Source organism: Thalassospira marina (assembly GCF_002844375.1).
Lineage (GTDB): Bacteria > Pseudomonadota > Alphaproteobacteria > Rhodospirillales > Thalassospiraceae > Thalassospira > Thalassospira marina.
Genome location: NZ_CP024199.1, coordinates 773,906 through 794,860 on the forward strand (window position 1 = coordinate 773,906; position 20,955 = coordinate 794,860).

Here is a 20,955-nt window from a genome sequence, read left to right on the forward strand (position 1 = left end):
ATTTATCAGTATTGAAAGGATTTTGTTACATATTTACTTTTGTATAAGATGGCGATGGCGAAATATTTTTCAATTTTATTACAGGTAATATTTGTTTCATGGCCGAAGATGGCATCACCATTATTTTTAACCCCCGTGCTGGCGGTAACAAGCAGCGCTTCCTTTCTGCTATTCTGCAGCGCGCCGGGGTAAAGGTTGAATTGCTGCAAACCACCCATCCCGGCCATGCCCGCGAATTGGCCAGGCGGGTGCGGGCGGGGCGCAGGCTTTATGTGGCGGGCGGCGATGGTTCGTTAAACGAGGCCCTTAACGGCCTGCTTGATGCACAAATCGATGGTCACGAAGTACCGCCCCTGGGCATTATCCCGCTGGGAACGGCCAATGTGCTGGCTGTCGAGGTGGGGCTGGGGGTTAATACCCGTGCCGTAGCCGACTATATCAACGATCCGGTCCATGTATGGGTGCGGCCGGGGCTTTTGAACGGGCGCGCCTTTTTCCTGATGGTGGGTATTGGTGCTGATGCCGATACGGTTGCCAATGTGTCGCTGAAATTAAAACGGCTGATTGGCAAGGGGGCTTATGTGCTGGAAGGGCTGCGCAATATTGCCTTTCCCCGCCATCGTGATTTTGAAGTCCATATTGGCCGGGACCAATACCGGGTCGCGGGTGTCGTTGCCACCCACGCCAGCCATTATGGGGGCAAATTCATTATTTCGCCCGATGCATCGCTGACAGATAACAAACTTGATGTGGTTCTGATGCCTGCCAGCGGCAGCCTGGCGACGGCCCGATATGGGCTGGCATTGACCATGAACCGCCTGTTTCGCCAGTCCGATGTTAGCGTTATCCGCACCGAACGCCTGACGATCACCAGCCATTGCGGCCCTGCCCCGGTGCAGATCGATGGGGAGAATGCCGGTGCATTGCCCTGCGAAATCAGCCTGTCGCCCTATCCGGTCCGGCTTTTGGTGCCGCGCGCCTATTTTAACGCTACCAGCCAGAAAGACGGGCAGATCGGGGCATCTTCCCAGCCACTGCAAATCGCAAGTCAGTAACGCCGATAAGCCCTGATATGTTGGTGTTCCCGCCTATGCCGGGTGCTTTGGCATGTTTCGGGTGATGCCGCAGGAAAAAATGGCGCCTTAATACTAAAGTAATTGCCTAACTATTTTTCTCGTGATAGTTAGGCATATGCTTAACCAACAAACAGACCTTAATCGCCTTTTTGGTGCCCTTTCGGACCCCGCCCGTCGCACGATGGTCGAACGGCTTAGCCGTGGTCCGGCACCGGTAAGCGAGCTTGCCGGCCTGTTGCCGATGTCATTGCCATCGGTCATGCAGCATCTGGGTGTGCTTGAAAATGCCGGTATCGTCCGATCTGAAAAGGTCGGCAGGGTACGAACCTGTTCTATCGCACCCGAGGCCTTAAGTGCCGCGGAACAGTGGATCAATGCGCGCCGGACCCAGTGGGAACAGCGCCTGGATCGCCTGGGTGCATACCTTGCCAGTCAGCCAGAGGAGCCTGACGATGCCCCATGATCATGCCGGTTTAACGCTGCATATGCACCCGCTGGCATCCTATTGCTGGAAAGTGCTGATCGCACTTTATGACGCCCATATCACCTTTGAGGCCGTGCAGTTGGACGGGTTGCCAAAAAACGACAGCGCCTTTACCGATTTGTGGCCGCTGGCGAAAATGCCGCTGTTACAGCATGGCGCGAATGTGGTGCCTGAAACCTCGATCATTATCGAATATTTGCAACTGCATTTTCCCGGCAAGCTGCGTTTGATCCCGGAAAATGGGGATCAGGCCATCGAGGTTCGGCTGTGGGACCGCTTTTTTGATCTTTATGTGCATACGCCGATGCAAAAATTTGTATCCGACGTCCTGCACTCTGAACAATCGCGCGATCCTGCCGGTGTCAGCGAGGCGGGTGAAACCCTTGAAACCGCCTATGCCATGTTGGAAAAACGGATGGAAACGCGGCACTGGATGGCAGGGGATGCCTTTTCCATGGTTGATTGTGCAGCCTTCCCGCCGCTTTTTTACGCCGATGCCATCAAACCCTACCGTGCAACGCATCCGGCCCTTTCTGCCTATTTTGAACGCCTGTTGCAACGCCCGGCCATTGCGCGTGTGATCGACGAGGCCCGGCCCTGGCTGGCCTATTTCCCGTTTGTTGACGGGCTTGAACCGCGTTTTCGCCCGCTTGCCGATGTCCCCCCCAACAAGGAATGACGTTATGACCGATAACAAACATGAAAACGGCGATTTCATCGATGCCCATGCAGCCGCCCGGGCGCGCATTCCTGAGGGGGTGAAACGGTCTGTCGTGCATGCGACCTTTAGCCTGGAACGCACCTATGATGCCTCAGTCACGCGGGTGTGGAAGGCATTGACCCTCCCCGAAGCCAAGGCGCAATGGTTTGGTGCGCCACCCGAAGAACTTGAAGTTCTGGAAAGCAATATGGATGTGCGGCCAGGTGGGCGCGAAAGGCTGAAGGGGCGCTGGGTCAGTAATGTGGTTTCAACCTTTGATGCCACCTATTACGACGTCATCGAAAATGAACGTCTCGTCTATTGTTATGAAATGCATCTGGATGACCATAAAATTTCGGTTTCCATTGCCACCCTGCAATTACAGGCAGTTGGCAAGAAAACCCGCCTGATGCTGACCGAACAGGGTGCCTTCCTTGATGGTTATGACGATGCCGGTTCACGCGAACATGGTACCAACGAACTGTTTGACAAACTTGGTACTGTTTTAAGCCAGTAACATTGGTATTTCCCAGGGGTACAGGACGTTTAACAGGCGGGGCAAAAGTGATCTTTGCTTGCCGCAATACGAAAACAACCACGTTAAGCAGGCGAATACTTCATCTTGCAAACAAAGACCGGGGCAAGCTGATCCCGGTCTTTGTTTTTTATTAGGGGCGGAGTATTGAAGGCTGTTAACCGGCGCGGACTTTGGCGATAAAATTATCGACCTCGCGGCGCAGATTTTCCGCCGATGTTGAAAGTTCGCGTGCACTTGAAAGCACCTGTTCGGCGGCGGCACCGCCTTCATTGGCGGCTTCGCTGACCTGCGAAATTGCGCTGGAAACTTCCTGTGTGCCGGCCGATGCCTGCGAAACGTTGCGCGCAATTTCCTGGGTGGCCGAATTTTGCTGATCCACCGCTGAAGAAATCGAGGATGCCGTTTCGCGGGTGCGCGAAATGACGTCGGAAATATCGCGAATGGCATCCACCGTGGTTTGCGTAACGGCCTGGACCTCGGAAATATGGCTGGTGATGTTTTCGGTTGCCCGTGCCGTTTGGGTCGCCAGGTTTTTAACCTCGGATGCGACAACGGCAAATCCCTTGCCTGCTTCGCCCGCGCGGGCCGCCTCGATGGTGGCATTCAGGGCCAAAAGGTTGGTTTGGGCGGCAATATCCTGGATAAGGTTGACCACTTCGCCAATTTTTTGCACCGATTCAACCAGCCCTTCGGCCGTGCGCTGGGTTTCGGCACCTTTTTCAACGGCAATTTGCGTCACCTCGGATGAATGCACCACCTGTTCGCCAATCTGGCGGACTGATGCTGCCAGTTCCTCGCAGGCGGTGGCAACGGTTTCGACATTGGTGCTGGCTTCTGTTGCGGCGGCTGAAACCGTGCTGGATTGCGCATTGGTTTCATCAAGCGAACTGGTCAGGGTTTGGGCCGCTGTTTCCAGTTCGGTTGCGGTAGAGGCAACAATGGTAACGATGGCCCCAACCGTTTGGTCGAACTGGTTGGCAAGGTCGTTCATTGCCTGTTTTTTGTCTTCGATGGCCTGCTGTTCGGCGCGTTCGGCGGCTTCTTCCATTTCGCGGTTGCGAATCATGTTGGTTTTGAAAATTTCCATCGCAGCAGAAATTTCACCAATTTCATCGCGCCGGTCAGTGCCGTAAACATGAACATCCAGGTTGCTGTTGGCCAGTTCATTTAAGGACCACACAATTTTGCGAATGGGCTGCACAATACCAAACCGCGCAATCAGCATGCCCATACCAAGGCCAAGCGCCAAACCAACAATTGCGACAATAATGGTAATGCTGAGCCCGGTGGTAAAGGCCGCATCCGCATCGGCAACGGCGCCATTCAGGCGTTGCTGGGCATAGGCGACGTAATTGCGAATGCTGTCATTTAGGCCGCGCGCCTGTTCGCGGTTGGCGCGTGCCTGAAGGGTTAACTGGTCGGCAAGGGCGCGCCTGTCTTCGGATGCTTCGCTGTCATTGGCGGTTTTTAAAACCTTGGCGATGCTTTGTTCGTAAATCTGGTAATGTTCCTGCACATCCTGCAGCAATGCCAGGCGTTTGGGACCGGCTGTTTTGGCGGTTTCAGCCAGGATGGTTTGAAATTCCTGGGTTTCGCGCAAAATGGTGTCGTTCAGATCATCAATGGTGTCGGGCGTCGGGTCGGCTGCGATGCGAAATTCGGCCCGGTTCAGCGATGTAATCAGTTTCGTCAGGCGTAAACCATCCAGTGCTTCATTTGCTGCCGTTTCCTGTAATCGCGAAGACTGGTTCATGGTACTGAGGCCGTAATAGCCATTGATGGAAACGGCGATAATCGCAATTCCCAAAACGGCGATTATTGCAAATACCTTGGTAGCAATACCAAAATTTCCCAGTTTCATGCGTCTTCTCCCGGTCTGGAGCAAGTGGGGCCGGCGATATAGCCAGTCGTCTGATTGGTGAATAGCCTCTATTTAAGGTGGTTATGTGCGCTTATACATTCAGCCATAAATTGGGTTATCCGAAAAGGGAAAAACGACCGGCTTTGCGGTTTGGCCTGTTTTGACCTTCTTTTAAATGGCTGTTTTGTGCAGTTTCCGGGCCACAGATAGCCCAAACGAAATCACCCCGGCCTGAAACCAGACCGGGGTGCGATGATGTTTACGCCGATACTGCGGAATGCAGGAAATGGCGATGTTTTTCATAGTGGTTCAAGACATCGGCGATAACCTGTTCCTTGTTATAGCCAAAGATGTCGTAATCCTGCCCACCATCGAGCAAAAAGACCTCTGCCCGGTAATATTTGGTGGTTTTTTCCGGCGATTTGATTTCGGGGAAGGCAAAATCGGGCATGGAATATCCGCGCAGGCGTACGCCATAGACAAAGTCCTGAACGTCACCATGGGAAATTTCCAGCCGCACCTCGGTTTCGCTATGTGTCACATCTACCTGAAGGTCGGTTTCGCGCAATTCAACGGCCACACTTTCAAGTGCGGGTACTGCCGTTTCCGCAAGGAAGGTTTTGCAACGGTCCAGTTTCGGGTAGCTGACAATGGTTTGCAGGCGGGTCTTCCACGGGACATGCGCACCATGTACGGATGTTGTGGGGGCCAGGCCCATGCTGTGCTTTTTCAGCTTTTCCAGGCGCAGGCCTTTTAACAGGCCATAACAGACAAACAGCATGACCGCCGAAAAGGGCAGGGCGGCTGTAAGCGATGCGGTTTGCAGGGCATTAAGCCCGCCCATCACCAGCAACACGGCGGCAACAACGCCTTCGGTGATTGCCCAGAAGACACGCTGCCAAACCGGCGGGTCCTCCTGGCCGCCCGATGTGATGATGTCAATCACAAGCGAACCTGAATCCGATGATGTGACAAAGAACGTGACCACCAGCACCGTTGCCAGCAGCGATGACACGCTTGCAAACGGGAAGTTTTCAAGGAATTTGAACAGGGCGGTTGAAATATCGGCCCCGACCGCATCGGAAATCAGCCCGGATGCCGACCCCATATCCAGCCACATGGCGGCATTGCCAAAGAAGGTCAGCCAGATAAAGGTAAAGCCGACCGGCACAAACAAAACGCCAATGACAAATTCGCGAATGGTGCGGCCTCGCGATACACGGGCAATGAACATGCCAACAAAGGGTGACCACGCAATCCACCAGGCCCAGTAAAACAGGGTCCAGCCGCCAATCCAGTCATTGGGTTCATAGGCAAACAGGTTAAAGGTCTTGTTGACCACTTCGCTGAGATACAGGCCAACATTCTGAACCAGGGTTTGCAGCAGATAAACCGTCGGTCCGACCAGCAGCACAAAAAGCAGCAAGGCAAGTGCCAAAAACAGGTTCAGTTCCGACAGGCGTTTAATCCCGCTATCAAGACCCGCTACCACCGACATGGTGGCACAGCCGGTAATGATCGCAATCAGGATCAACTGGGTGATTTCGGACTGGGGAATGTCAAACAGGTAATTCAGCCCCGAATTGACCTGCAAAACCCCAAGGCCAAGTGACGTTGCCACACCAAACATGGTGCCCAGAACGGCAAAAATATCCACCGTATGGCCAATCGGGCCACGAATGCGTTCACCAATCAGCGGATATAGGGCCGAACGAATGGTCAGCGGCAGGTTGTGGCGGAAACTGAAATAGGCCAGCGACATGCCGATAACGGCATAAATCGCCCAAGCGTGAATCCCCCAATGGAAAAACGTTGTCGACATCGCCTCGCGTGCGGCATCCATGGTGCCGCCTTCGCCAACGGGCGGGTTGTCAAAATGCAGGATGGGTTCTGCCACGCCATAAAACATCAGGCCGATCCCCATGCCGGCACTAAACAGCATGGCAAACCAGGATGTGTAGCTGTAATCGGGTTCGGAATCATCCGGCCCCAGTTTGATTTCCCCATAGGAGCTAAAAGCAAGCCCCAGCGAGAAAATCAGGAAGACAGCCACGCTAAGCATGTAAAACCAGCCAAAATTGCCGGTCAGCCAGGATTGTACGCTGCTGAAGGTGTCCTTGGCGGTGTCAGGCATGGTGATGGTAAACAGAACCACCAGAAAAATTAAAATCGCAGAGCCAAAAAACACCGGTGGTGATAGTTGCGACTTTGGTTTTTCAGCCACGCCGTTTTCTGACGATGACATAAAATTTGCTCCAAATAATCGGTTTGCTCGACTGGCCCGTATGGGCCGGCGCGGTTCGCCGTTTTGGGATCGTCTCGAATTTGATATGCAGGCGCGGGTCTATCGCCTGGCGGTTCTGGCCGGTTTGGCGCGCCATTTTCGCGCCGTCGCATATCGAAACATTTACCCCCGCATCCCCCAACCGGGTGACGCAAAGCTGGCGCATATCCAGCGGTTTCCAGCATGTGGAAATTTTGCTCAGGGGCTCCCTGCATATGCGAACGCATCCGATGTGCCCATTGTTCCATAGGGTCGCAGACAAGGGCTGCCAGGATGAGCGGTTGTTGGTCCGTTTTGTTTTTTCGTCATGCCTTGGGGAATGGGGCAGTTAAACGACAGTCCCAATATGGGGACTGTGGGCAGCGTTTTGCGGGTGTAAAACATAATCATGAAAGCAAGGCAGCGTTGATCTGGTTTGGCCTTCTGGCCCTGATACAGAATTTGCCAGTCAACTGCCGCGGGCCATTTGGCCTGGCTTGAAGTTTTCTCCCTCGTCCGGTTTGAAAGAACCGGAACCCGATGTTCGGACCTGCCCGGACTTTGCCTCCAACTAGGCCGCACTTTACCCCCGTGAAGTGCGGTCCTTTTTTTTGGGGTCTGCAACGACACTCCCTATATGCGGATATGGGGATATTATCCAAACAGGTAATTTGCCGGTATGAATTAAACCGGGACGACCCTGCGGGGATGTTGGGCACGCATAAGCGGCCAACGGCAGGAAAGGGAAGAATGCGATGTCAAATCTGAAAATTCGGACCAAGATTTTACTGGGTTTCGCCGTTGTGCTGGCCGTTCTTCTGTCGGCCCTGGCATTTTCCGGTTACAGCTTTGTCCATGTTTCGCACAACGTGGATAAATACGCGCTTAGCGTTGAGGAAGCGACCCTGACATCGCATATCGAAGCGCGATTTGTAAAAATGCGCCTGCATGCCCGTGAATTTGCCTATAGTGGTGCCAGCAAGGATGCCCAGGCGGTTTATGAGGTTGCCGCGAGCCTCGAACCAATGCTTGCCGAGGCCCGACATATTTTTACATATCCCAAACATATCGCTGCGCTTGAAATTATGGAAAAGGACCTTGCGATCTATCTGGATGACTTTCGTCGCGCAGAAAAATTAAGTAACGAATATCGCAATGTCATTATCCAGCAGCTCGAACCCAGTGGCGAAAAAATGGTTGCTGATTTGGACCATATCATCGAGCTGGCTCGTGAACGCGGCGATATCGATACCATGAATGATGCGGCACTGGCCCGCGAACATGCCCTGCTGGCGCGCCTTTATGCCAATATCATGATCGGTCGCAAGGATGACAGCTTTGGCGATCGTGCTACGCGAGAATTCAAGGCCCTGCAGGATACCTTTGCCCAACTGGCCGGACATGACATTGGCCCCGAACAGCGCAAGGCGCTGGAAGAATCCCGTAAACTGTTTGACCAGTATAACAACGCGTTTGATCTGGTCCTGCGCGATGAGAAGCAGATCGTCGAACTGGTTGATGGTGAAATGGCGCAGGCCGCCGAGGAAATTGTAAGCAGTGCCGAACTGCTGCTGCAGGATTTCCAGAATATCGAAGAATCCATTCGCATTGAAACCAAAAGCACAATTGCCACAACTATGGTCGAAATTGTTATTGCTGGCCTGGTTGGTCTAGTGGTTGGGGTTGCGCTGGCGTTGATTTTGGGTGTGCGCCTGTCACGCCCGGTGATGAAAATTGCCGAAATCATGCATCGCCTTGCGGCGAATGATTTTGATGTGGTTATTCCGGCACGCGATCAGAAAGACGAAATTGGCAGTATGGCGCGCTCGGTCGATATTTTCCGCCAAAATACCCTGCGTGCCCGTGAACTTGAAAAAGAGGCCGAGGAACAAAAACGCATTGCTGCCCAGGAACGTCGCGAAATGATGCAGCGAACGGCGGAAAACTTTAACCTCAATGTGGGCGAAATTCTTGAAATCGTCGCGGCGGCTTCGACCGAATTGCAGTCTACCTCGGCCAGCATGGTCGGGCTGGTCAATCAGGCTGGCAACCAGTCGAATACCGTTGCCGGTGCCACCGAAGAAGCCAGCAGCAATGTCAGTTCCGTTGCGGTCGCAACCGAACAGCTTAATGCCTCGATTGATGAAATTAACCGCCAGGTGGCCCTGTCGACCCAGTTGATGCATGAAGCCGTTGGTCAGGCCGATGCCACCCAGTCAACAATGGAAGAGCTTTCAACCGCAGCCGAAGGCATTGCATCGGTTTTGAAGCTGATTACCGATATTGCCGAACAAACCAACCTTCTGGCCCTTAATGCCACGATCGAGGCTGCGCGCGCTGGTGATGCCGGCAAGGGATTTGCCGTTGTTGCAAGCGAGGTCAAGGCACTGGCGGTGCAAACCACCAAGGCAACCCAGGAAATCACCGATCAGATCATCAATGTGCAAAAACGCACCGGCGACGCAGTTGAAATGGTTTCGGGCGTGCGGTCGTCGGTTTCGAAAATGGATGGTATTTCATCAACCATTGCGGCTGCCATCGAAGAACAGAACGTCGCGACCAAGGAAATCGCCTATAACATTACCCAGGCTGCCGAAGGTACCCGTGTGGTCAGCGAAAGTATCGGTAATGTGAATTATGCGGTCAGCGAGGTCGGTGCTGCATCCGAAGCCGTGCAAACCGCCAGCGAAAGCCTGTCTCAGAACTTCGCCAGCCTGCAAAAGGCAACGCACAAATTCGTTTCCATCATTCAGGCAGCCTAGGTGAACGGGGCTGTAAGGGCAGTCCCGGTACAATTCGGGATTGCCCGGGAACGTTCCGGATCGACCTGGGTATTTTAGGGACATTTGTGGGGTGTTCCGGGCCGCGTGGCCCAATATGGGCAGCTTTCCCTGTCAACCAGACTGGAATGGGCAATCAGACCTGGTCGTGGAGGTCGGGCGGGGCCGGGGCTGGTTGTTATTACGATCCGTTTGGGTAAGATTCCTATTCTTCTGCACCAAATCCCCCTGCATTGAAAGCAGGTTAGCAACATCAAATATAACCTTGAATGGTATTTATCCATTCGTTTAACGCCTTAGTGGCGATTGCACCGGGTTAGAAAGCAGGTTGCTACTTGGTTATCAGGGGACCCATTCATGTTTGCGCATCTTCGGATCAGGACAAAAATCGTTCTGGGATTTTCTGTGGTGTTGCTGGTTTTGCTGGCAGCACTGGTTTATTCCTATGCCAGTTTTGTTGTTGTTTCGCGCGGGGTGAACAATTTTGCCGCCCGCGTTGACGAGGCCAGCCTGACAGCGCGTATTGAATCGCGCTTTATCCGGCTGGGTCTGCATGTCCGCGAATTTGCCAATACCGCCGATCCCGCCGATGCCGATGCGGTCTTTCGCCTGGCCGATGAAATAAGGCCGATGCTGGCAGAAGCCGAAAACAGGCTGCCAAACCCCGATGATGTTGCGCGCATTGCCCGCATGTATGAAGACCTGAACGCCTATGTCGATGATTTTGCCCGCGCTAGAAAACTAAGCGACCATTACCACGCACTTATCCTTGATAAGCTGGAGCCTGATGGCGAACAGATGGTGCGCGAACTTGACCAGATCATCGCAAATGCCATTGACACCGGGGATCAGCAGGCCATTTCCGAAGCCGTTGCCGCCCGCGAGCATGCACTTTTGGCCCGTCTTTATGCCAATATCCTGATCGGCCGTCAGGATGACAGTTTTGGGGAACGTGCTGCGGCCGAGTTTGGCCAGCTTGAAAAATCGTTTGAGGCACTTGGCCAGGTACAAAATATTGACGGGCAGGCAAAGCTATTGGGGGAAGCCCAAAAGCTGTTTGGTGATTACCGTGCCGTCTTTGATGGCGTTCGCAATGATGAAGTGCAAATTGCCCTGCTGGTAAATAACGATATGGCAAAGGCCACCCAGGCCATTGTCGATAATGCCGAGGCCCTGCTGGGCGATTTGATCAAAAGCGAAGAAGCCATTCGCAATTCGATGACATCGGGTATTTCGCTGGCGGAAAAGGAAATTATTGCCGCATCGGTGATTGGCGTGATTTTGGGGTTTGTGATTGCCGTTATTTTGGGGACACGCATTTCCCGGCCCATCATGGGGATTGCCGGGGTGATGCACCGGTTATCGGATAATGACCTGTCAGTTGAAGTGCCCGCGCGCAACCGCAAGGATGAAATTGGCGAAATGTGCAGTGCGGTTCAGGTGTTCAAGGAAGGGGCCATTCGTAACCACGAACTGGAAGAAGAAGCCAAAATGCAGGAAGTGCGCATGGCCGAACAGCGCAAAGCCCTGATGCACCGCACGGCTGACAGTTTCCAGATCAGCGTTGGCAAAATTGTCGAGGCGGTGGCGGCCGCCTCGGTCCAGCTTGAAGCAACGGCAAATGCCATGTCCTCGCTTGCGGAAGGGGCCAGCCACCGGACAACGGCCGTGGCTGCCGCCACCGAAGAAGCCAGCGGCAATGTCAATTCCGTGGCTGCTGCAACCGAACAGCTTAATATGGCCATTGCCGAGATTAACCGGCAGGTTGCCCTGTCGACCGAAATGATGCGTACGGCCGTTGACCAGGCGCAGGCGACCTATGGTTCGATGCGTGAATTGCTTGATGCCACCCAAAGCACGGATCAGGTCCTTAAAATCATTTCCGATATTGCCGAACAGACCAATCTTCTGGCGTTAAATGCCACCATCGAAGCCGCCCGCGCAGGCGAAGCCGGGCGCGGATTTGCTGTTGTCGCGACCGAGGTTAAAAACCTTGCCGAACAAACGGCCAAAGCGATTGGTGATATTGGCACCCAGCTTGAAAATGTGCAGGACCGTACGCGCAAGGCGGCAACCGATGTCGAGAATATCGGCAAAACCATTCATGACATGGATGGTATTGCTGCGGCCATTGCCTCTGCCATCGAGGAACAGGGCGTTGCCACCCGCGAAATCGCCCATAATGTTGAACAGGCGGCATCGGGCACCACCATTGTCAGTTCCAACATTACCGGGGTTAGCGAGGCGGTAAATGAAACCGGGGCTGCCGCCCAGCAGGTTTTGGGCGCGGCCAGCATGTTGTCGGAAAACTTCACCGAACTGCGCGGGGCGACCGATAAATTCATGGCGACGATCCGCGCGGCATAAAAGGCAGGCAGGCGGGCATAATTGCCCGTTCGCCGCAGGTTACGGTCAGATTAAACTTTTTATCAGTCCTCAAATGTGGATGGTTGAAAACAGCCAATAGTGCGATTTTGCCGCCGGTTCACCCGGGAGAGGGTGGCATTTCAGCCAGTTTGGGTATCACCATGATAAGTTTGAAAACGTCGCGGATCTCGTTTCGGTTACCGGCCATCATCATCGGGCTTATTGCGATATCCTGTCTGGCAATTGTCGCCATTCTGTCTTTCCGGTTTTCCGAAGACAGGGTTACTGCCATTGGTGACCGCCTGGCAGCCATGAACAATGCCCGCCAGGTCGCCCTTCAGGATTACCTTGGCGCGATTGGCGAAGACCTTGATGTGCAGGCCAAAAGCCCGCTGACCCTGGATGCTCTGGCCGATTTCAAGGCGGCCTGGGGCGAACTGGGCAACAACCCGACCGAAACTCTGCAAAAGCTTTACATCACTGATAACCCCAATCCGATGGGTGAAAAACACCGTCTTGACCAGGCCAAAGACGGTTCGGACTGGAGCGTTAAACACGGCTTTTACCACCAGTATTTCCGCAATCTTCTGGAAAAGCGCGGTTATTACGACATCTTCCTGTTTTCACCGGCGGGCGACGTTATCTATACCGTTTTCAAGGAAGAAGATTTTGCCACCAATGTCATGACCGGCAAATGGCGCGATACCGACCTTGGCAAAGTGTTTCGCGCATCGGTGGAGCAGAAACAGGCAGGAAAACCGGCCTTTGTTGATTTTCACCCCTATGCGCCCAGCCACGATGCCCCGGCCAGCTTCATTTCCGAGGCCGTCTTTGATGCGCAGGGTAAACTTGCTGGCGTGATTGCCTTTCAGATGCCCATTGATCGCATCAACCACATCATGCAGGTGTCGGTCGGCATGGGCGAAAGCGGTGAAACCTACCTTGTCGGCGATGATAATCTGATGCGCAGTGACAGCCGTTTTTCAACCGAATCAACCATTTTGAAAACATCGGTTACCGGTGAAACGGTTGATCTGGCCTTAGCCGGGCAAACCGGCACCGAACAGATTGATGACTACCGCGGTGTTCCGGTCATTTCCAGCTATGCACCGCTTACCTTTCTGGGCACCACCTGGGCTATTTTAAGCGAAATGGACACCGCCGAGGCAATGGGCCCGGTTAAATCGGCCCTGTGGTCGGCATTGTTGATTACGCTGATTATTTTGGTTGTTGCTGCGATTATTGCGCTGGTATTTGTAAAATCCATTACCCGGCCGATTGACCGTATTGTACGTGGGCTGACCGAACTTGCCGATGGCAACCTCGATATCAAGGTATTTGGCGTGGGGCGCCGCGATGAAATTGGTGACATTGCCAATTGCATGGATGTGTTCAAACTGAATATGCAGCATACCCGTGAAATGGAACGCCAGGCCGAACACGCCAAGGAACAGGCACGCGAAACCAAACGTCGCGAAATGGAGGCCTTGGCCGCCGAATTTGAACGCAGTGTCGGTTCCATCGTTAAGCTGGTTTCAACATCGGCCAGTGATTTGCAAATGACAGCCGAAAGCCTGAATGCATCGCTTGATCAAACCAATAATCAGGCCGGTGCGGTGGCCGCTGCCGCCGATGAAGCCAGCCGCAATGTAGAAAACGTTGCCGCTGCCTGCGAACAGATGCAGCGCGCGGTTCAGCAGATTGGCGATCAGGCCGGGCATTCATCCTCGCTGGCGAACCGTGCGGTAAATAACGTTAACAGTACCCGTATCGCGGCCGAAGGCCTGGAAGGCGCGGTTCAGCGCATTGGTGAAATGGTTGCCATGATCGAGGATATCGCATCGCAGACCAACCTGCTGGCACTAAATGCCACCATCGAGGCCGCGCGCGCCGGTGAAGCAGGCAAAGGTTTTGCCGTTGTCGCATCCGAGGTCAAAAACCTTGCCAATCAGACCGCACGGGTGATTACCGAAATCACCGACCAGATCGACGAAATTCAAACCGTGACCCGAACCACGGTGGGGTCGATCCGCGATATTTCGGGCGTGATTGATGAAAGCCTGCAATCGGCCGAAACCATTTCTTCGACCGTGGCACAGCAGGAAGCATCAACCAACGAAATTTCGCAAAATATGGCCGAGGCCGCCCAGGGCACCAATGATGTTTCCGGTGCCATCACCCGCGTTAGCGAGGCAGCAACACAGGGTGGGGCTGCTGCTGCACAGGTGCTTTCCAATGCCAGCCACCTGTCAAGTTCGGCTGTGTCGCTGCAAAAGGAAGTCGATCTGTTCCTGCGTCAGATCCGCTCGGCCTAGGCCGCCTGCCCGGCGTGATCGGGCGGGGCAGGCAGATCAGGCTGATTGGTCTGATCGTCCTGAATTAAGGGTCTTTCAAACATAAACACCCCGCAAGCCTGATGGCTGCGGGGTGTTTGTGATTTTGCGCCATTTGGGCCGGGTTTGGTGTAACCCGCGCCCTGGAAACGGTTGATTACTGGCCAGCGACCGTCATGCCATCGATGCGCAGTGTGGGGGCATTGGTGCCATATTTAAAGGTCAGGTCATTGGCCGGGGTAACGGACTTGAACATTTCCTTAAGGTTGCCCGCCACGGTAATTTCCGAAACCGGATAGGCCAGTTCGCCATTTTCGATCCAGTAACCCGATGCGCCGCGCGAATAATCACCCGTGATGCCATTCACGCTGCTGCCGATCATTTCCGTAATATAAAGGCCCTGCTTTATATCGCGGATCATGTCTTCGGGCGAAAGGGTACCCGGTTCCATATAAAGGTTGGTGGTCGAAGGCCCCGGCAGGCTGCCAGCCCCGCGCGATGCATTGCCGGTTGATTTCAAACCAAGCTGGCGGGCGGATCGCAAATCAAGGATCCATCCCTTAAGGATGCCATTTTCAACCAGGTTACGTTTGCCATTGGCAACGCCTTCGGCGTCAAACGGTTTGGACCGCAGGCCACGTTTGCGGTGCGGGTCATCAACAATGGTGATGTTGGGCGCGAAAATTTCCTTTTCCATCATGTCGATCAGGAAACTGGTGCCGCGCGCAATGCCCGAACCGTTAATCGCACCGGCCAGATGCCCGACAATGGATGCCGAAACGCGCGGGTCCATAATGATGGGAACCTGCGTGCTTTTCACCTTGCGCGGGTTCAGGCGGCGAAGGGTTTTTTCGGCGGCCATGCGGCCAATTTCGGCAGGGTCGCGCAGGTCGGTTGAAAAAACCGCACTGTCATAATCATAATCGCGTTCCATTGCCGTGCCGGTCCCGGCCAGCACCGAAACCGAAATGTGGCTGCCACTGCCGGCATAGCTGTTGGCAAAGCCATTGGTGGCGGCCAGGGTAATCTGATGGCGGCCCCAGCCGGCATCGGCGCCTTCGGAATTGGTGATGCCTTCAACCGAACGGGCGGCTTCTTCACAGGCGCTGGCCCAGGCGATCAGTTTATCCTGGTCAACTTCGCCGGGTTCGCACAGTTCCAGCCCGTCAATGTCAAATGTTTCGGCCAGTTCGGCAGGGTCGGCAATACCGCAAAACGGGTCCTCCGGGGCATTTTTTGCCATGGCGACACAACGTTCAACCAGTTCGTCCAGTGCGGCATCGCTGGTATCCGACGATGAAACAACCGCCTGCTTTTTGCCAATCAGCACGCGCAGGCCAAGGTCGGCACCTTCGGAACGTTCCAGTTTTTCAAGCTTGCCCAACCGTTGCGCCACCGAAAGCGAGGTGCCTTCGACATAAACGGCATCCGCGTCGTCTGCGCCGGCCTTTTTTGCACGGGTCAGCAGGTCATTGATGCGATCAAGCGTCATTTCAGTTTTGGGCATTGATATTCCTTTTCACACAAAGTGCCTTACCACCGTTATAGGTAGGCAAATGCCATTGCGCAAAGGGGAACAGCCTAATTTAATGGTTTAAGGGCAAAATTATCCTGCGTTTTGGTGTCAAGGTGACCTTTCAGGGGGAATGATGAAAGGGACAATTCTGGAAAATGCCGGGCGGGCGCAAGTACTGCGCGCGCCTTTTGTTCATGCCGTGATCGATGATGCCCTGGACCCGGCCCTGTTTGACACCCTAAAGGCCTGTCGCCCGACAATGGCCGGGCAAAACGGGGTGTCGGGGATGGATGGGCAAGTACCGGCGAAGGGAAATGTGCGCATTCCCATATCGGCAAAGCTGTTTCGTGATCTTGAATTTTACCCAACCTGTTGGCGCGAATTTGCCACCCGCCATATCAAGGCCGATATTTATTTTGCCATCCGCGCCCTGTTTGGCGATTTGTGGCCCGAAAACCAGCCAAAACTGGTGGAAGGGCAAAGCCGTTTTGGCTTGCTGGGTGCAGATGATTTTGAAAATCACGACGTGCTATGCGATGCCCGGTTGGAACTGATCAGCCCCGGTGGGGTATCGGGCAGCCACCGTCGCGCCCACCTTGATGCACCCAATCGCCTGTTTTCGGCCCTGCTTTATTTTCGCAATGACGATGATGATACCAAGGGTGGCGGTCTTGACCTGTTTGCCTGGAAAAACGGCCCGGTGCTAAAGGCAAAATCGGCGTTCGAGCTGGGTGACGATGCGGTCAGGCGGGTTGTGACCGTGCCCTATAAGGCAAACCGGCTGGTGATTTTCCCCAATTGCATCAATGCCCTGCATGGGGCGGAGCCGCGCGATGCCAGCATTCATGAACGGGCCTATATGTTCATCACCGCCGAAATGCAAAATGACTGGTTCTAGCACCCGGTTTTAACCCCCGTTGCCGTGCAAATTTGGGCCATTTCGGGCAAACTTACCGCCCGGCACCATCCTGCCGCTTCATTGCGGCGTTGGTGCGCAGGCGGTAACAGGCCTTCCATCCCTGTTTTCAGGCCGGGTTTTGCACAGGGATCCATATTTCAACGGCACCATTGCCGGTTTCAGGGTCAAATTCGCGGCCGTAACGTTCAAATTCGGGCGCGGAAAGGGGTTTTAGGCCCGATTTTGGCAAATAATCGTTCCAGATGGTGTAGGTTGTGGCGCGAATGCCCGAAATATGCCCGCGATGGGTGAAAACTGCATAGGTTTGCGGGGCAATATCGATTACGGATAATTCCGGATCGGTTATTTCGGCCTGCGCGGCAATGGCGACACCGCAAATATAATCAAAATAAACAGTGTTTTCGTTAGGTTCGGTTTTGGCAACACCCGTATCCGGGCTGGTGCAGATGCCATAGGTTTCATACCCGCTTTGCCCGTCAATATTGCCAATCCAGGGAATGAATTGCTGCCATTGCGCGGGGATGGCGGTGCTGCTTTCCGCGCAGTAGCTGCGCCGCAGGCCTGCAACGCGGAATTTATCGCGTTTTTCAAATCGCGGTTCTTCGATTTCTACAATCATATGGTCAGACATGCGTAAACACTCCTGCAAAACAAGGGGTTCGATCTGTCCACGACGGCGAAGGTCATCGGGGGTTAGTTTGAAACACTCGCGAAAGGCGCGGCTGAATGCCTCGTGCGAGGTATAACCAGCTTCAAGGGCGATGGTCAGGATGTTACAATGGGCAAAATCCGGTGCCACCAGCTTTTGTGCTGCCCGCGATAATTTGCGTGCCCGCGCATATCGCATCACCGACATGCCCGTGGCAACCGCAAAGGCCCGCATCAGATGCCGCGTCGAAATGCCGCATTTTTGGGCCAGTTCGGTTAAATCCGGGCTGGTTTCGGCATCGGCCTCGATATGGGTTTCAATCAGCCAAACGGCCTTGTCTGCCGGTGTCATGCAACCTCCGTCGTGGATACATGTCTGCTATAGCCAATGCCAAAATCCCCGATTTGATCAAAAGCGACCTTTGACATGCTTTCGCCAGCTTTTTTTAACCTTGCCCTGCAATAGTCCAGGCACAGATATGACGGATTATTCCTGACGGAGACTTCAATGTCCAAACTTGCGCCTTTTTATGTTGTATGTGCCCTGGCCGGTGCCGCTGGCATGGCTTTGCCTGCACAGGCCGAAACAGCAAAGGATGCAGTTGACCAGACCAGTGCTGCAATGGCCGCAAGCACAGCCCCGCAGGATGGGGCAGGGGGTGAAACGGCAAAGCCCGCCGGTATGACCACACCAAAATTATCGGATGATGGCGATGATAAAGCCGGGCCGGTTACCGATAACGACCTTTACCGCGAAATGCGCGTTCAGGCCGGGCAATATGCATCGCAAAATATGCATCAGATACTGGTGGGGGATTTCACCTGTGACGGGCAAACCGACCGCATTGCCGGCTGGGTGGACCGCGATAACCCCGACGGGCCGTTTTTTGATGTGCTGTTTGTCACGCGCGATGGCGGCAAGCTAAGCTCGGAAATGAAGCATATCCCCTTTGCCCAGAACGAACAGTTTGCCCTTTGCCTTGCCGATGATACTGCCCCGCCACCCATGAGCTGGCAGCAGGTGGAACAGGATTATGTGCGTGATGTGGTAGGTAATGGCAATTTATGCACAACCGCCGTTCGCGTCGAAGATTTCATTTGCGACACACCGCAATTTTACTGGAACAGCAAAGTCGATGAAAATGGCGATCACTGGGTGTTTTACCGCAATTGATAAAAGAAACGGGCCGTTTGCATGAAACGGCCCGCTTTTTGATTTATTTCCAGATTTTGGTGCCGCTGCCGGGCAGGCCGTAGCGGTCCCATTTTTCATCGACACGTTCGATGATGTCATCCTGCATATAAATTTTTTCGCCCCATTCGCGGTGGGTTTCCGGGGGCAGCTTGTTGGTGGCATCAAGGCCCAGCTTCCCACCCAGCCCGCTTTCGGGTGACGCAAAATCCAGGTAGTCAATCGGGGTATCGGTGATGGTGGTAATGTCGCGCACCGGGTCCATGCGGGTGGAAATCGCCCACATTACGTCTTTCCAGTCGCGCGCATTGATGTCGTCATCGACCACGATCACGAATTTCGTATACATGAACTGCCGCAGGAACGACCAAACGCCCATCATCACGCGCTTGGCATGGCCAGGATAGGCCTTTTTCATCGATACAACGGCAATCCGGTAGCTGCATCCTTCCGGCGGCAGCCAGAAATCGACAATTTCGGTAAATTGCTGCTGCAGCAATGGCACGAACACATCGTTCAGGGCCTCGCCCAAAACGGATGGTTCATCTGGCGGGCGACCGGTAAAGGTCGACAGGTAAATTGGCTTTTTGCGCATGGTGATGGCAGTAATGGTGAAAACCGGGAAGTTTTCGACCGAATTGTAATATCCGGTATGGTCGCCATAGGGGCCTTCGGGCGCATATTCGTCGAGCGAGACATGCCCTTCCAGCACGATTTCGGCCGTGGCGGGCACCTTGAGCGGAATGGTTTTGCAATCCACCAGTTCCACCTTTTCCCCACGCAGAAGCCCGGCAAACTGGTATTCCGACAGGGTATCAGGCACCGGCGTTACGGCAGCCAGGATCGTGCCAGGGTCTGCGCCCAAAACAACCGCGCAGGGTAGGGGGTCCTGCTTGCTCTGTTTCCAGCGGGCGTGGTGCTGCGCGCCGCCGCGATGCTTGAGCCAGCGCATGATCGCCTTGTCCTTGCCCAGCACCTGCATGCGGTAAATGCCCAGATTGAACACATCGCGCTTATCGCCACCTTTTTCGCCCACACTGGGGCCCTGCGTCACAACCAGCGGCCAGGTTATCAGCGGGGCGGGTTCGCCCGGCCAGCATCCCTGAATGGGCAATTTGCCAAGGTCGATATCATCGCCGGTCAGGACAATTTCCTGGCAGGGTGCTTTGGAAATCGTTTTGGGCTTCATCGCCATAACGGTTTTGGCCAGCGGCAACATCGAAAAGGCTTCTTTCAGGCTTCCCGGCGGTTCGGGCTGCTTGAGGAAAGCAAGGGTTTCGCCCACTTCGCGCAGTTCTTCGGGTTTGCGGTTCATGCCCGCGGCCACCCGTTCGACCGTGCCAAACAGGTTGACCAGAACCGGCATGTCATATTTGCGGCCACTGTCATCGACGACATTTTCAAAAATAACCGCCGGTCCCCCTTCGGCCAGAAGGCGGGTCTGGATTTCGGTCATTTCCAGATGGGGCGAAACCGGTTCGCTGACACGAACAAGCTGGCCTTTTTTCTCAAGTTCTTCAATGAAATCGCGCAAAGACTGATAGGGCATGGCACCGCAATCTTGTGGGGCGGGCGATGTGCGGCCCGCATTTGAAAACATGGTCACAGGTGGTAATACGCCGCCGGGGTCTTGTCCAGTATATGGCGCGCCAAACCTGAAATCAGGGTGCAATCGGCCCCTTTTGCAATGTGTATTGCTTGGGGATTGCGCATAAAAAATCCCGTGCAAACGGATGTTCGCACGGGAAAAGGCATCATGGTTATACCCGCTCACATTAACGGGCGATGCGCAAATCTGGCAGTCAGGACTGCGTCATGTAATGAATTTCGCCGTCATTATCGATGGTGGCGAGCTGGCCTGCCTTGGTAAAGACGGTTGCGCAATCATCATCTTCGCTATGATCCCAGGTGCAAAGATATTTGCTCTGCTCGACGGTCCACAGGCGTTTTTTCATGCCGCGGTCGCCGTCATCGTCGCTCCAGGTCATCGAGGCAACGCCGTTTTCAAAATAGGTAACATTCACATTGGCGTCTTTTTCGCCATCCCGATAGGAGAAGGTGCGGTTATTGATCGCCGATACCAATGATGTGCCCGTCAGTGGTTGATAGCCCTGATTGACCAGGACGGTTCCAGCTTCGGTCATATCGTTGCTATCGACATCAATATCGGCACTATTGACGGTGGTGGTCGAGCCGCAGGCCGAAAGTGACAGGGCGGCACCCAGTGAAATCATGCCGGCGATACCGATATTCTTGATCTGTTTTGCTCGCATTTTTC

At 54.2% G+C, this 20,955-nt stretch carries 15 protein-coding genes; 9 read left to right on the forward strand and 6 right to left on the reverse strand.

Annotated features, from left to right (window positions below):
- The first annotated feature begins 98 nt into the window (after positions 1 to 98).
- From CSC3H3_RS03430 to CSC3H3_RS03445, 4 genes are all read left to right on the forward strand, one after another.
- On the forward strand, positions 99 to 1,055 hold the full coding sequence (locus CSC3H3_RS03430) for a diacylglycerol/lipid kinase family protein (protein ID WP_101283722.1): 957 nt from the start codon (positions 99 to 101) through the stop codon (positions 1,053 to 1,055).
- A 136-nt stretch (positions 1,056 to 1,191) separates the two neighbouring features.
- The gene (locus tag CSC3H3_RS03435) at positions 1,192 to 1,539 is read left to right on the forward strand and encodes an ArsR/SmtB family transcription factor (RefSeq protein WP_101283724.1); all 348 of its coding nucleotides are present in this window, start codon (positions 1,192 to 1,194) and stop codon (positions 1,537 to 1,539) included.
- Positions 1,529 to 2,239: a glutathione S-transferase family protein gene (locus CSC3H3_RS03440; protein ID WP_101283726.1), complete on the forward strand. Its 711-nt coding sequence runs from the start codon at positions 1,529 to 1,531 to the stop codon at positions 2,237 to 2,239. Before CSC3H3_RS03435 ends, CSC3H3_RS03440 begins: the two co-directional genes overlap by 11 nt.
- Before the next feature lie 4 nt (positions 2,240 to 2,243).
- Positions 2,244 to 2,777, forward strand: coding sequence for an SRPBCC family protein (locus CSC3H3_RS03445; RefSeq protein WP_215907550.1), 534 nt, complete (start codon positions 2,244 to 2,246; stop codon positions 2,775 to 2,777).
- Positions 2,778 to 2,952: 175 nt separating this feature from the next.
- On the opposite strand, the gene CSC3H3_RS03450 is transcribed toward CSC3H3_RS03445, so the two are convergent.
- Entirely contained in the window at positions 2,953 to 4,659 is a 1,707-nt protein-coding gene (locus CSC3H3_RS03450) for a methyl-accepting chemotaxis protein (RefSeq protein WP_101283730.1), read from the reverse strand.
- Positions 4,660 to 4,918: 259 nt separating this feature from the next.
- On the reverse strand, positions 4,919 to 6,904 hold the full coding sequence (locus tag CSC3H3_RS03455; protein WP_101283732.1) for a BCCT family transporter: 1,986 nt from the start codon (positions 6,902 to 6,904) through the stop codon (positions 4,919 to 4,921).
- 773 nt (positions 6,905 to 7,677) lie between these two features.
- Between CSC3H3_RS03455 and CSC3H3_RS03470 the strand changes: the two genes are divergently transcribed.
- The 3 genes from CSC3H3_RS03470 to CSC3H3_RS03480 all read left to right on the forward strand — a co-directional run bounded on the left by CSC3H3_RS03470 (position 7,678) and on the right by CSC3H3_RS03480 (position 14,384).
- Positions 7,678 to 9,684, forward strand: coding sequence for a methyl-accepting chemotaxis protein (locus CSC3H3_RS03470; protein ID WP_101283738.1), 2,007 nt, complete (start codon positions 7,678 to 7,680; stop codon positions 9,682 to 9,684).
- 375 nt (positions 9,685 to 10,059) lie between these two features.
- Positions 10,060 to 12,069 carry a methyl-accepting chemotaxis protein gene (locus CSC3H3_RS03475; protein WP_101283740.1) on the forward strand — a complete coding sequence of 670 codons (2,010 nt, stop codon included), beginning with the start codon at positions 10,060 to 10,062 and terminating at the stop codon, positions 12,067 to 12,069.
- A gap of 161 nt (positions 12,070 to 12,230) precedes the next feature.
- Complete coding sequence (locus CSC3H3_RS03480) at positions 12,231 to 14,384, forward strand: methyl-accepting chemotaxis protein (protein WP_157831816.1); 2,154 nt, start codon at positions 12,231 to 12,233, stop codon at positions 14,382 to 14,384.
- Between the two features lie 175 nt (positions 14,385 to 14,559).
- On the opposite strand, the gene CSC3H3_RS03485 is transcribed toward CSC3H3_RS03480, so the two are convergent.
- Positions 14,560 to 15,909 carry a TldD/PmbA family protein gene (locus CSC3H3_RS03485; protein WP_101283744.1) on the reverse strand — a complete coding sequence of 450 codons (1,350 nt, stop codon included), beginning with the start codon at positions 15,907 to 15,909 and terminating at the stop codon, positions 14,560 to 14,562.
- Positions 15,910 to 16,048: 139 nt separating this feature from the next.
- Here CSC3H3_RS03485 and CSC3H3_RS03490 point away from each other — a divergent pair, with 139 nt between their 5' ends.
- On the forward strand, positions 16,049 to 16,816 hold the full coding sequence (locus CSC3H3_RS03490) for a 2OG-Fe(II) oxygenase family protein (RefSeq protein WP_157831817.1): 768 nt from the start codon (positions 16,049 to 16,051) through the stop codon (positions 16,814 to 16,816).
- A gap of 127 nt (positions 16,817 to 16,943) precedes the next feature.
- Here the strand turns inward: CSC3H3_RS03490 and CSC3H3_RS03495 are convergent, their stop codons facing one another.
- Positions 16,944 to 17,837, reverse strand: coding sequence for an AraC family transcriptional regulator (locus tag CSC3H3_RS03495; protein WP_101283748.1), 894 nt, complete (start codon positions 17,835 to 17,837; stop codon positions 16,944 to 16,946).
- A 156-nt stretch (positions 17,838 to 17,993) separates the two neighbouring features.
- Between CSC3H3_RS03495 and CSC3H3_RS03500 the strand changes: the two genes are divergently transcribed.
- Positions 17,994 to 18,659: a hypothetical protein gene (locus tag CSC3H3_RS03500; RefSeq protein WP_101283750.1), complete on the forward strand. Its 666-nt coding sequence runs from the start codon at positions 17,994 to 17,996 to the stop codon at positions 18,657 to 18,659.
- A gap of 43 nt (positions 18,660 to 18,702) precedes the next feature.
- On the opposite strand, the gene CSC3H3_RS03505 is transcribed toward CSC3H3_RS03500, so the two are convergent.
- Entirely contained in the window at positions 18,703 to 20,226 is a 1,524-nt protein-coding gene (locus CSC3H3_RS03505) for a UbiD family decarboxylase (RefSeq protein WP_101286078.1), read from the reverse strand.
- A 253-nt stretch (positions 20,227 to 20,479) separates the two neighbouring features.
- Entirely contained in the window at positions 20,480 to 20,950 is a 471-nt protein-coding gene (locus CSC3H3_RS03510) for a hypothetical protein (RefSeq protein WP_101263810.1), read from the reverse strand.
- Positions 20,951 to 20,955 lie beyond the last annotated feature (5 nt).